The organism is Winogradskyella ouciana (genome assembly GCF_009709615.1).
Classification (GTDB): Bacteria; Bacteroidota; Bacteroidia; order Flavobacteriales; family Flavobacteriaceae; genus Winogradskyella; species Winogradskyella ouciana.
In genome coordinates this window covers 133,294-146,441 of sequence record NZ_WJYA01000008.1, presented here as the reverse complement: position 1 = coordinate 146,441, position 13,148 = coordinate 133,294, and the positions used below count along the sequence as shown (strand labels likewise).

Annotated in this window: 13 protein-coding genes; 5 read left to right on the top strand and 8 right to left on the bottom strand. The window is 35.8% G+C overall.

The window, feature by feature from the left end; all coding sequences use genetic code 11:
- Window positions 1-130: 130 nt before the first annotated feature.
- The 4 genes from F1003_RS13630 to F1003_RS13615 all read right to left on the bottom strand — a co-directional run bounded on the left by F1003_RS13630 (window position 131) and on the right by F1003_RS13615 (window position 4,093).
- On the bottom strand, window positions 131-1,975 hold the full coding sequence (locus F1003_RS13630) for a PLP-dependent aminotransferase family protein (RefSeq protein WP_155089990.1): 1,845 nt from the start codon (window positions 1,973-1,975) through the stop codon (window positions 131-133).
- A gap of 79 nt (window positions 1,976-2,054) precedes the next feature.
- The gene (locus tag F1003_RS13625) at window positions 2,055-2,942 is read right to left on the bottom strand and encodes a dienelactone hydrolase family protein (protein WP_155089989.1); all 888 of its coding nucleotides are present in this window, start codon (window positions 2,940-2,942) and stop codon (window positions 2,055-2,057) included.
- A gap of 41 nt (window positions 2,943-2,983) precedes the next feature.
- Complete coding sequence (locus tag F1003_RS13620; RefSeq protein WP_155089988.1) at window positions 2,984-3,574, bottom strand: FMN-binding negative transcriptional regulator; 591 nt, start codon at window positions 3,572-3,574, stop codon at window positions 2,984-2,986.
- A gap of 75 nt (window positions 3,575-3,649) precedes the next feature.
- A complete protein-coding gene (locus F1003_RS13615; RefSeq protein ID WP_155089987.1) occupies window positions 3,650-4,093 on the bottom strand; it encodes a DUF1569 domain-containing protein in 444 nt (147 codons plus the stop codon).
- Between the two features lie 62 nt (window positions 4,094-4,155).
- Between F1003_RS13615 and radC the strand changes: the two genes are divergently transcribed.
- The 5 genes from radC to F1003_RS13590 are packed head-to-tail and all read left to right on the top strand — an operon-like array spanning window position 4,156 to window position 8,485.
- Entirely contained in the window at window positions 4,156-4,854 is a 699-nt protein-coding gene (gene radC, locus F1003_RS13610; protein ID WP_155089986.1) for a RadC family protein, read from the top strand.
- A 43-nt stretch (window positions 4,855-4,897) separates the two neighbouring features.
- Window positions 4,898-6,193, top strand: a complete 1,296-nt coding sequence (locus tag F1003_RS13605; protein ID WP_155089985.1) for a polysaccharide deacetylase family protein — start codon at window positions 4,898-4,900, stop codon at window positions 6,191-6,193.
- Window positions 6,190-6,873: a YjjG family noncanonical pyrimidine nucleotidase gene (locus F1003_RS13600; RefSeq protein WP_155089984.1), complete on the top strand. Its 684-nt coding sequence runs from the start codon at window positions 6,190-6,192 to the stop codon at window positions 6,871-6,873. Before F1003_RS13605 ends, F1003_RS13600 begins: the two co-directional genes overlap by 4 nt.
- Window positions 6,874-6,881: 8 nt before the next feature.
- Entirely contained in the window at window positions 6,882-7,652 is a 771-nt protein-coding gene (locus tag F1003_RS13595) for a hypothetical protein (protein ID WP_155089983.1), read from the top strand.
- A gap of 2 nt (window positions 7,653-7,654) precedes the next feature.
- Window positions 7,655-8,485 (top strand): hypothetical protein, encoded by an 831-nt coding sequence (locus F1003_RS13590; protein ID WP_155089982.1) that lies wholly within the window; start codon window positions 7,655-7,657, stop codon window positions 8,483-8,485.
- 6 nt (window positions 8,486-8,491) lie between these two features.
- Here the strand turns inward: F1003_RS13590 and F1003_RS13585 are convergent, their stop codons facing one another.
- From F1003_RS13585 to F1003_RS13570, 4 genes are all read right to left on the bottom strand, one after another.
- Complete coding sequence (locus F1003_RS13585) at window positions 8,492-9,769, bottom strand: replication-associated recombination protein A (protein WP_155089981.1); 1,278 nt, start codon at window positions 9,767-9,769, stop codon at window positions 8,492-8,494.
- Between the two features lie 111 nt (window positions 9,770-9,880).
- Complete coding sequence (locus F1003_RS13580; RefSeq protein ID WP_155089980.1) at window positions 9,881-10,735, bottom strand: hypothetical protein; 855 nt, start codon at window positions 10,733-10,735, stop codon at window positions 9,881-9,883.
- Between the two features lie 18 nt (window positions 10,736-10,753).
- Complete coding sequence (locus F1003_RS13575; RefSeq protein ID WP_155089979.1) at window positions 10,754-11,614, bottom strand: BT_2262 family domain-containing protein; 861 nt, start codon at window positions 11,612-11,614, stop codon at window positions 10,754-10,756.
- Between the two features lie 13 nt (window positions 11,615-11,627).
- The gene (locus tag F1003_RS13570; protein ID WP_155089978.1) at window positions 11,628-13,145 is read right to left on the bottom strand and encodes a SusD/RagB family nutrient-binding outer membrane lipoprotein; all 1,518 of its coding nucleotides are present in this window, start codon (window positions 13,143-13,145) and stop codon (window positions 11,628-11,630) included.
- Window positions 13,146-13,148 lie beyond the last annotated feature (3 nt).

Genomic DNA, 13,148 nt, shown 5'->3' with positions numbered 1-13,148 from the left:
TTAAACGGTGAGTTCTAGTTTATAGTTAACATTAATGATATGAAATCATTTCAATGACTTATATCAGAGGATAGAGAAGTTCGTTGAAATTTCCGAGAAAGTCAAATTGTAAAAACTTGAATATTAGTATTTAAATCCCCTCAACAAACTCCAAAAACACATCTTTATGTTTCTCCAAATCTAAATCTGGCGAAACAGAAACACGAGCAATATAATCCTTATCACCTTCTTTGGTGGTGCCTTGTGTTGAGGTGGCTGGGATGGTCCAATAGCACCCTTTTAGTTGTCCGTAGCTCACACAGTATTTGCTTTCGTTAGGGATTTCTGTAATCATTAGATTAATAAGCCTAAGATTTAGCGCACGTTTATATTGTTCACGTTCTTCATCAGTGTTTCCTTTTGTAGGTAAGTCCAACGAAAACACAGAAGGAGTAAAGCCTTGTGCTGCCAATTCCTCAGAAACAAAATTGATTTTAGCTTCGGGTAATACCTCTTGTATATAGTTTACAAAGGCTCTTGTGTTTTTGTAAGCGTCTGCAATACGCGTTAGCATGGATGGCATTTGTGCTGCTAAAATTTGGTATTGTAAAGCTGTAGCTTCGTTATCGCAAAGTTCGAGATGTGTGGCGATAGGCTGAATCAAATGTTCTGCTTTGGTATTGGCAACACAATAACCAGCCGTACACTTTCCACCACTTGGGAATTTTGAGCCACTCACATACGCAATGGTTTTTACACCAGACAATATACCATCTTCACTTAAAAACTGCACGTTAGGACAAAACGTTTGATCTAAAATAAATACTGGTGCAATCGCTACATCTCCAGTAGGTGTTTGCCGTTCTTTGCTTAATGCCGCTTTTAAATTTTCTAAATCAGGAACCTCGACACGTGGATTGGTTGGGATTTCTGCAATGATGTATGGTATGGCGTCTTCTTTTGCGAGTTGTGTTAATACGTTTTCTACACTATTTACCATGTCATTATCACCATCCACAGGTAGATCTACAATATCAACATTATCCAAACATGCTGCAACACGTCTAGCTTGGTCGTTGGTGCCACCATAACAATTTGGCGGAACCACAAATTTTATGGCTTTACCAGGATATTCTTTTTGGGCATCGTCAATCAATCCCATCATTATGGCATACTGCATCGATAAACCACTAGATGCTACCAAGGCGTCGCCTGAAGTTGTATTGATGTCATTGATTATAGATTTTACGGTAGTCTTATGACTTTTAGTATCTAGGTTGTCAGTTGAAAAAGTGGTTTGATCAGCGTATGCTTTTAGTGCCATTAAGCAATTGGCTGGTGTCATGGCAATAGTTTCACGACGTCGCACATGTTGTATATCTGAAATGAAACTGGTTTTTGCTTGTCCAGAAATCAATAACACACTACCTAAATCTTCATATAGATTTACGTAAAAATCGATGTTTTCATTCTGAATATTCAATTCGATGTTTTCATGGTTGGAAATCAAAATTGTGGAACCATCAAAAGGGTCTACTTGATCGAGGTTTTGAATTTTTTCAACTTCCATATTATAATTGTACACCGATTTTAGAAGTTCTGCATTGAAAGCTTTTGGCAAGCTTTCGGTGTATAGAATTCTTGTGTTTCTGCTGGCTAACAAATTGGTGCGTAACACAGCTAGCACAGGAATAGTTTCAGAAGAAAAACTGATTACATTTTCAGTATTTAAATTGTTGAGTTTGGCAATGGTCCATTCTAATACCGAAGACAGCGGATGCCCTAATCGTATATAATCGTAAGCTGTTGGTAATTCGCTTAAAGCTTTGGTGCTGACATTTTCTGCCGAATACAATTTTTCAAACTGTGTAACAAACTGTGTTTTCGCCAGTTTTTCGTTGTAAATATCCAAACGATGGGTCGTTAGGTTTAACCAATCGGCAGGTATGTTTACTATTATGTCTTGTATATAATTGAGGACTTTTTGATGTTGCATGAATTTTTTGTTACTAATGGGTTGTAAAGATACATTAGTTAACATTTTATCGTAAATCTTACAGGAAGTTTCGAGTATTTTATTTTAAATGCTTGTTGAAAAAAGCTATGGTTCTGTCCCAAGATAATTGTGCAGCTTCCTTATCGTATCTTGGTGTGGTGTTGTTATGAAATCCGTGATTGACACCAGGATAGATGTAAGCTTCGTACTCAATATTGTTTTCTTGCAGCACTTTTTCAAAGGCAGGCCAACCAGCATTAACTCTGGTATCTAGCTCGCCATATTGAAGTAGGAGTGGAGCTTTAATTTTTTTAGCATCTTCGGCTTCAGGCTGTCTGCCATAATAAGGTACTGCAGCTCCTAATTCTGGTAATCGTACGGCCATCATGTTAGAAATCCAACCTCCGAAGCAAAACCCGACGACACCAACATTGCCATTACAATCTTTGTGATTTTTAAGATAGTGGTACGCGGCAATAAAGTCTTCGAGCATTTCATTTCGGTCACGCTTTTTTTGCATGGTTCTGCCGTCGTCATCATTTCCTGGATAACCTCCCAAAGGGGAAAGTGCATCTGGTGCCAATGAGATAAAATTGGCTTTTGCTGTTCGCCTGCCCACATCTTCAACATAAGGGTTGAGCCCTCTGTTTTCGTGTACCACAACAACACCTGGTAATTTACCGTCTATATCCTTAGGTTTGGATAATAGGCCTTTTATTGTTCCGCCACCTTTAGGCGATTCGTATTCAATAAATCTAGAATCTAAGGTTGGGTCATCTGGTTTTACCAGTAGGCTATTGACATAATCAGGTGACATAAAACTCAAAAGCGAAGTTACCGTAATACCACCTACAGCATAAAGTGATAGTTTTTCAACAAATTGTCTGCGGTTGAGTTTATTGTGGGCATAATCGTCGTAAAGATCAAACACTTCTTGTTTGATGTCTTCTTTTTTGAGATCTTTCATGCTTATGGCTTTTTGAAATTGTTCTCTAAAGTTACTGATTTTCAGAATACTTTATCTAAAAATGCTTTTACACTTTTTTGGTTTGCCCTCAACAATTCCTCTCGAGCTAATTTGGTGTCTTTTGGTTTTTTATCCTGTGATAGTTTAAATTTCCCTTCCCAATCGGTAATGGAAATTTCAAACATTTCAATATAGTTGAGGTTTTTATCTAATCTTGGGTTGTCTGGTTTGAGTATATACTTATGGTCTGGCGCTTCCAAAAATTCGGTCATTGTAATTAAGGATTGCTTTAAGGCTTCCTTACTTTCAATGGCCTTTACTTTTCCTTTTAAGTGGACTTTTATATAGTTCCAAGTGGGTAATTGGGTTGTGGAATAGACCGTAGGCGAGATATAACATTGTGGTCCGCCAAAGATGAGCGTCACATCATTATCGTCTTTGAGCAATTCTTTCTGTGGATTATAAATATCAATATGTCCTATAAGTTTTTCGTTATCATAAATTAACGGCAGATGCGTAATCAACGGTTGATTATCCTTAACTGAAATAACCGTAGCCAATGGATAGGTTTTAATAACCTCAATTATGTGATTGATGTCGTCGTCTTGATGATGTTTTGGAGGATAGTTCATATAATGACTAAAGATTATTTAATAATATTTAATGGAAAAATAATTCGTCATTCTTCAATTGAAAATAATCAATAACTAAACTCCAAATTGCTTTAAGTGATGATCTAAATGCTTATACTGCATTTGTCCCCATTGCTGAGCTGTAAAATAACCAAAGGCAGGATGTGGTTCCCACTCGGTTTTGTCTCTTTGGGAATAAGCTTCATCTAATAAAGCTTCGAGTTTTGTTTTTTCAGTATTGAAATCTTTTTGTTCTTGTGTTTTTAAAAACTTAGCCGTTGGCAATCCTTTTCGCCATGGTTTATCATTGTAAAGTGATTTTTTAAAGAATACTTTGGCGAGCCAGTTGGGTTTCATACCATAATGATCTTTACCAAGTATGATGTTAAAAGGACCTTGACAGTGCCAGGTCATTTGCCCGACATTCATTTTGCCCCATTTGGCTTGTGTGTTTTCATCGAGGTTTGAGATGCGTTCCTTAATTTCGTTATAAGTGTCTTCTTCAAAAATAGATTTCATTTTGATTGATTTTTAGTCGAATTATTTAGACGCTTAAATTTACAATTTTTTATCTTTAGCACATGTCAGAAAAACAGACGTCATTTTCCATTAAAAACTGGTCACAAGATGATCAACCAAGAGAAAAATTAAGAGATAAGGGTAAAGCTGTATTGAGCGATGCAGAATTGGTTGCCATTCTTATTGGTTCGGGAAGTCGGGAAGAAAGTGCTGTGGACTTGTGTAAGCGTATCTTGGCAAGTGTAGACCATAATCTTAATGCTTTAGGTAAACTTTCCATAAAACAGTTAATGCAATTTAAAGGCATAGGCGAAGCAAAGGCCATAACCATTGCCGCAGCTTTAGAACTGGGTAGACGAAGACGCATAGAAGACACGGTCAATGAAGATAAGATAGAATCTAGTCGTTCGGTTTTTGATATTATGCAACCTATGTTGGGAGAATTGCCTCATGAAGAGTTTTGGATTTTGTATCTCAACAATTCAAATAAAGTCATTCAGAAAAATCAATTGAGCAAAGGCGGTATTACTGGCACTTTGGTCGATGTACGCTTAGTGCTAAAGAATGCTCTAGAAGTAGGCGCTACGGCTTTAATCCTCTGTCATAACCATCCATCTGGAACCTTAAAACCAAGTAATGCTGATAAGGATATTACCCAAAAATTAAAAACGGCAGCCCAAAGTTTAGATATTAAAGTGCTAGATCACCTTATTGTTACAGAGAAAGCGTATTTTAGTTTCGCTGATGAAGGCATTCTTTAATTTTAAAACTGCAAACTGCTACTGAATACTGCAAACTGAAAAAATGCTATTAGTTTACACCCATAAAATTACGCCACGTTTAAAATATGTTTTCAAGCATATATGTAAGCGTATATTGGGTTTGGAAGTAAAATTTACATCCAAAGTAGAGGATTTTATTGCTCACGATAGCCTTAAGATGTCTTATGCCAAGCAACCTTTAAGCAATGAGTTGTTTGTAAGAAGTAACGAGTTGTTGTTTGAGCAAGGCCTGTCTGATATAGATATACAAGTGCATCAATGGGACAACACCAAGGGCTTTTTTGCAGCAAGTGAACGCAGTGATTTACCTTTCGATATTTTTGCGGCATCATTTTATTTGTTGAGTCGATATGAAGAATATTTGCCTCATGTAAAAGATGATTACGGACGATTTATGGCGAAAGAGAGTATAGCTCATAAACATCGATTTTTAAATCAGCCTGTTGTGGATGTTTGGGCGTATAAACTGCAATCCGTTTTAAAAAGTCGTTTTCCTGATTTTGATTTTCCGAAGCGAGATTATAAGCTTCAGCCCATTATAGATGTGCCATCGGCTTACTATTTCAGAAAAAAAGGATTATTGCGCACTATTGGTGGAACCTTTTCTGATCTAGGAAGACTTAGATTAAGACAACTGTATCAGCGCTATTTGGTACTTATGGGTTTTAAGCGCGATCCTTATGATAGTTTTAAATGGATAATAAACAAGCAAAAGCAAAGTGACTTTAAGTTTATGGTGCTGTTTCTAATTGGAGATTATTCTACTTATGATAAAAATATCAGTATCAATAAAAAGGAATTTGTATCACTTATAAAATCCGTTGCTGATTATTGCGATATAGGAATAAAAGCCTCATATTTTGCTCTAGAGGATATTTCAATCCTAAAGAAAGAAAAGCTTAAAATGGAAGCCATTATTAATACCGAATTAAAAGCGGTAAGGCATTCATTTTCTAAGCTCAACCTTCCGCAATCCTACAGGAATTTAATAGAGTTGGAAATCAATGAAGATTTTACCATGGGTTATATTGATACACTTGGTTTTAGAGCAGGAACTTGTACACCTTTTCAGTTTTATGATTTAGATTATGAGGTACAAACACCGTTAAAAATTAACCCATATCATTGTTTGGATTTTGCATTATTAAAGTACCAATCCCAGTTGGATAAACAAGAGCATTTGCAAAAATTGATTAACGAGGTGAAAGCTGTTAACGGTACGTTTACACCAGTATTTCATAATTATACCTTTAGTGGTTTTAATCAATGGGAAGGCTTTAGAGCACTTTTTAATTTAATACTAGAATCTGCCGAATGAAACGGAATATAAAACACGTTTTTTTTGATTTAGATCATACCCTTTGGGATTTTGATAAAAATTCTGGATTGACATTTCAGAAAATTTTTGAGTTAAATAATATTAATGCAAAGCTTGATGATTTTTTAGGAGTTTACGAGCCTATAAATCTAAAATATTGGAAGCTTTACAGAGAAGAGCGTGTGTCTAAAACAGATTTACGCTACGGAAGGTTAAAAGAAGCTTTTGATGCTTTAAGTATTAAGATTGAAGATAATGTGATCAATAATCTATCCGTTGCATACATAGACCACTTAACCACTTTTAATCATTTGTTTGAAGGCACTTTTGAAATCCTCGACTATCTCAAAGACAAATATGAATTGCATATAATAACCAATGGGTTTGAGGAAGCTCAAGAACGAAAAATGAAGAGCTCTAACATTAGAGACTACTTTACAACTATTACCAATTCGGAAATGGTTGGAGTAAAAAAGCCTAATCCAAAAATTTTTAATTTTGCTATAGACATTGCAAATGCTAAGGTAGAAGAAAGTATAATGGTTGGCGATAGTTTAGAGGCCGATATAGAAGGAGCGGATAAGGTAGGTATGGACACCATTCATTTTGATTATAAAAACGCTCATCGTCATCACTACAAAAGAATAATTCAGTTAAAAGATTTAGTAAACCATTTATAGCCTATATTATGTTGAGAAAAGCAGTACTTACAGTATCCATCACTTTAATGTGTTTGAGCGGGTTTGCACAAATGAGCATTAATGATTATAAATATATACTAGTGCCAAAACAGTTTGAGTTTTCTAAAAGTGCTGATGAATACCAACTAAGCTCACTCACTAATTTTTTGTTCAATAAATATGGTTATCAATCTTATCTAATTGACGAGGATTTGCCCGAAGATTTAAAAAATGATAGATGTTTGGCATTAATGGTAGACGTGTCTAACGATAAAAGCGGAATTTTTAAAACAAAAATAGAAATCGCCTTAAAAGATTGTTTTGATAATGAGGTGATGGTCTCTAGAGTTGGGGAATCTAGATTAAAGAAGTTTGATAAAGCCTATAATGAAGCTTTAAGAGATGCTTTTGAGACTTTTAAGAATGTAAACTATAACTATAGCCCAAAATCTGAAGTCAATGCAACGACAGTAGAAAAACAAGAACCTCAGTCTAATGATAAAAAAGAGTCGGAGGTGAAACAACCAGATGAAGTTGTTGAAACAATTAATGAAGCAGGAGGCAATGCCCAACTCTATTATGCCCAAGCTGTAAAAGACGGTTACCAATTAGTGGATTCCGAACCTAAAATTATTATGCTTTTAATTAATACAGGTGCAAAAGATGTGTTTATGGTAAAGAACAAGAATGCCATTGTCTATAAGGAAAATAACCAATGGGTTTATTACGAAAACACCAATGGAGACATCACCAAGTACACCATGAACATAAAATTTTAGAGATGAAAAAAATCCTCATATTATGTATCCTTATAACTTTTGCCTTTAAATCTGAAGCGCAAACTGATATAAACAATTATAAATACATCGTTATTCCGCTTCAGTATGAGTTTCTCAAAGGCAAAGATACTTATAGATTAAACACAGTGACAAGGGTTCTGTTTAAAGGAGAAGGCTTTGATGTCTATTTTAACGAGGAGCAATTGCCAGAAGATTTGTTTAATGACAGATGCAAGGCACTGTATGCTGATGTAAAGGAGGTAAAAGGCGGATTTAGAAAAACCAAGTTAGAGATTATTCTAAAAGACTGTAATGGTAAACTTGTTCTAAAGAGTGATGTTGGGCAATCTGGAGAGAACAATCATGAGAAAAGGCATCGTGAAGCTTTAGCAGATGCATTTAAATCTATTGAAAAACTTAATTACAGCTATAAACCTAAGGAAAAACAGGAAGTTAATACTGAAGAAAAAGTAGCCGTAAAAAATGTGGAAGAGAAGGTTGATGCCGTAACGGTTATGGAGATTGAAGACTTAAAAAGAGAAAAAGAGGTAAAAAAGGAAAAACCTGTTATTAAAGTTGAAACTAAAAAAGAAACAGAGAAAACACCCACTACTAAAGATACTAATAGATTAATTGCAAAAAGTATTCCTCAAGGATTTCAAATTTTAAATGCCAAATCTAAAATTTTTATGACCTTGTTGAAAACAGCAGCAGAGGATGTCTATATCGTCAAAGGAGAAGATGCTATAGTCTTTAAGAGTGGTATAAAATGGATGTATTCGGCAAATGATGGAACTTCAAAAGTTTCAAAAGAGTTGGATATTAAATTCTAAACACCTCTAATAACCGTACTTATCTTTCCAAAGTGCCTTTAAATAATTGCGTTGTGCCTGCTCTCGAGCATTATTTCCTGGATTATAAAGTGTCGTATTTTTAATTTCATCTGGTAAAAACTCGTGATCAGCAAAGTTATTCTCGTAACTGTGGGCATATTTGTACTGGTCACCATAACCCAGTTCTTTCATTAATTTTGTTGGAGCATTTCTTATAGATAAAGGAACTGACAAATCACCAGTTTCCTTAACTAACTGCTGCGCTTTATTAATGGCTTCGTAAGCGGCATTACTTTTAGGAGAACTTGCTAAATAGGTAGCGCATTGGCTCAAAATAATCCGAGATTCAGGATTGCCAATTACAGAAACCGCCTGAAACGTATTGTTTGCAATGACCAAAGCCGTAGGATTGGCATTGCCAATATCTTCACTGGCCAAAATAAGTAAGCGCCTAGCAATGAACTTTACGTCCTCACCACCTTCAATCATACGTGCTAAATAATATACAGCTGCATTAGGATCACTGCCACGGATGGACTTAATAAAAGCTGAAATGATATCGTAATGTTGTTCGCCAGTTTTGTCATATCGAGCAGCCTTGCTCTGCACTTGTTTCATCACCAGATCATTGGTAATAACAATTGGTTCGTCTTCAAATGAGGTTACTAAAAGCTCAAAGATGTTCAATAGTTTTCTGGCGTCACCTCCAGAAAATCGTAACAACGCCTCAGATTCCTTTAATTCGATATTTAATTTAGAAATGATTTCATCCTCTTTCATGGCACGTTGTAACAAGGCTTCTAAATCATCTTTACTGAACGCATTCAAAGTATAGACCTGACATCTAGAAAGTAATGCCGAAATCACTTCAAAACTTGGATTTTCGGTTGTGGCACCTATTAAAGTCACCCAGCCTTTTTCGACAGCTTCCAATAGTGAATCTTGCTGTGATTTACTGAATCTATGGATTTCATCAATAAACAAAATAGGGTTTTTTGCAGTAAACAACCCGCCACTTTTTTTGGCTTTGTCAATAACATCCCTAATGTCCTTAACTCCTGAATTTATAGCGCTCAATTTAAAAAAAGGACGTTCAGACTCATTGGCAATAACATTAGCCAATGTGGTTTTGCCTATACCAGGAGGTCCCCAAAGAATAAGGGAAGGAATGACTCCACTTTTTATTTGTTGATAGAGCATACCTTCTTTCCCTACTAGGTGTTGTTGGCTTAAGTAGTCTTCGAGAGTTTTTGGTCGTAGCCTTTCAGCTAAAGGAATATTCATACCATAAAATTATAGAGAATTTTGCTTATAGTTAGAATTTAATCCATAAAAAAACCATCAAATATTATTTGATGGTTTTTTGTCTAACCCTAAAAAGGTTTTTGATAAACCTTAGTTAGGACAAATGTTTGTTCCTGAGGTTATTTCGCCTGCAGCAGGAACTGGTCCGTCAGAAAACTCGGTGCCATCTGGTGCAGTTAATGTATAAGTGTTTTCTTCCTCCCATCCTGGTGAACCAGCACCTCCGTTAGGAGTATAGGAAAATGAATAAACATCATTATCTACCATGCCTATTTCGAAAGTAGAACCTTCTCCTGATGCAGCATAGTTAGTATCAACACCATTTATTGTGGCAGTAATAAATCCACCATTCCATCCGTCGCCAAAAGCATCGTTTGTTACCAATGTCCATATACAGGCGTTAACGTTGTTTATGGTCAAAGTGATTTCTTCATCAATAACTGCTGCAGCAGTTGACACTCCCGTTAACCTAAAAGTATAAGTCTCTGGAGCTTCATCAGCTACAGAGTCTAAGAGTGCGTCAATAGATAAAGAGAATGATTCTGTAAATGCAGGAATTTCTGCTACATAACCAGAACCTCCAAGATATCCATAACTAAAGAAACCTGAGTCAAACCAAGTATTGTAAGGTACATTGATGTCATCAAGCACTAAAGCTGCATATCCATTTCCACTGTTAGGATCACCTATAGGCTCAGTGGTTGGAATTGGGTTGCCATCTGCATCAAGAACATCTATTCTTATAAAAATAGATTCATTAACAGGGTACTCCACATTAAAGTCATATACGGCACTTTGGCCTTCATCAACGGTTTTGGCAGACTCAACTACAGTAATTGTAGGTTTGCCTCTTCGAGGTATTGAATCGTCGTCTTCACAAGCTGTATAAAAGAACACTAGTGTTACAGCTAAAACGATAGTTATTTTATTATATATGTATTTCATTGTATTCATTTTTTTAGATTAATCAATAGGTGTGTAAACAGAAACTCCATTCTCACCGTAACCTTCACAGAACCATGAGATCGTTATGACTCCTGTGGTTGGATTCACAGCATTTACACCTCCATCAAGAGGGGTGCATGCTCCCCAAGGATCGGTTTGTCCGGACCAAGTTATGTTATTACATATATCACTAAATTGTACTGTAAAGCTTGTAGGACCTGTATTATAGGCATCAGCATAAGGGCCAGAACTATATAGACCTCCTGAGAAGTCAAATACCTCATAAAGTCCGTCGCCAACACTTACAACTTCGATATCCATAGTATTAGGATTATAAGCCGGTAAAAAGTCGTGATAACCATATGTGGTTGTAACACTGTACATTCCTGCTAAATCTGAGACACATAGACCGATAATTTCAATAGATATAGTTTGAAATTGCTGAGCTACTAGACCAACACTTGGTTCTGCCAACCTTAAAACCAATGTTTTAGAATTGTCAACATCTATATTATCTGTATCTACAGTTAATTCAATCATACCAAAATCTCTATCTTCTTCAATGGTTACTGTTTGGCTCGGATTTGTAAAATTAAAATCAGTACCAGGAACCGCAGTGCTTGTTGCATCTACTATTAATGAAGCAGTTATATTTGGTGAAGATGCATACTCTAATCCATTTATTAGGTTTACAGGAATTTCCAATGTTTGCACAGATCCATCTACTTGAAAAATGGCATCTCTAGAAGTCTCAGAAAATCCAATTACAAATGGAGTAGTGGCAAATTCTCCTTCAATTTCTTGAACATCATCATCAACACATGATGTTGTCAATAGCATACTAAAAAGTATTAAAGCTAATAATTTTGTGTTTTTCATAATCAATATTTTTTTAGTCAACATCCCAGAAAATACTAGTTTCAAAGGCTGTGTCAACAGTTTGGTTAAACGGACTAACATTGGCAGTATTACCTGCATATTCTGAGGTCGGATATAATAAACGAATAGGACGATTAGGTCTATTTGTAATATCTGGTAAAGGCATATCACTTGGGTAACCTGTTCTAGTGAATTCTATCCAGGTTTCAATACCATTTGTTCCACCTAGATCAATCCATTTTTGGGTGATTATAGCCTCTAATTTATCAGCTGTTCCTTCCCAACCAATACCGTCTACATTATCTGATTCAGTCAGATAATTGCCAATATTAGCGCCTAATCTTGCAAAAGAAGATGAAATCGCTTCCTGGAAAAGACCTTTAGCATCACCACTATTCAATATACCTTTAAATACTGCTTCAGATTGTAAGAACAATGCTTCTGAAGCTGTCATAATATAGCCATCTTGCAAAGGTGAGCTCAATAAACCAGGACCCAGACGCGAAGGCTGACCACCACCACCTTGGGTATTTCCTTGGATGCTAGATTGTCCTCCTCGTAATGCATAAAGTCTATTTAATCTACTATCAGAAACTGATGTTGTTGTTCCATCCAACAATTCCACAAGAAAGATTGTTGGGCCAGTTGCTAAGTTACCAAACGTTACGTTTCCTGAATTCCCAAATTCGCCTGCAGCATAACCATAAGTGCTTGGAAAAGGACTCATTTGATTGTTAGTATCTGCATATCCTGGATTGATAATTACATCATCACCAGAAGTTATAAATGCTGTACCAGGCTGATTCAGAGTCGCTATTTCAGCATTTACAAATGTTGAAGCTTCAGAATTAGTTTGTGCATAGCCATACATTCTAACAATCATCCTTAACTTAATGGTATTGGCAAAACGAATCCATTTATCCATGTCGCCATTCATCATTACATCGTTAGATCCCATGTCAATTGCAGAGTTTGCATCAGTATTTGATATCATGTCTATGGCATCATTTATTTGCGTAATTAAATTCATATACACCATTTCTTGACTGTCGTAAGAAGGAAATAAATTATTACCACGCTGATGAATTTCAGTAAACGGAATATCACCATATAAATCTACTAGATATTGAAAGTAAAACGCTCTCAATATTAATGACGCACCTTTAAAATAATCATAATTACCAGCATTGTCATTATTAATGATTTGAGTCAAATTTCCTGTTCGTGCCATTAAATTATCCCAAATGTCATCATAGAAATCTGTAGTTAATTGATATTGAAATTCAGTAAAATAAGGAGCCTGTACTTGCTGGGCGTTACCAGACCAAGTCGCAGTCATTAGGTTACCTAGACCATTCATCCTTGAGATAAAGGTCGCTGCTGGGACAGTTTGTGCTCCAGGCATTATTACTTCTGGTGGTAAATCATTAATTACAATACCATTTGGATCTTCGTTAACCAGTACATCTTCACATGAGAATGTGAACATAACCAGCAAAAGTAGAATTGATTTTATTATTGTTGTCTTCATAGC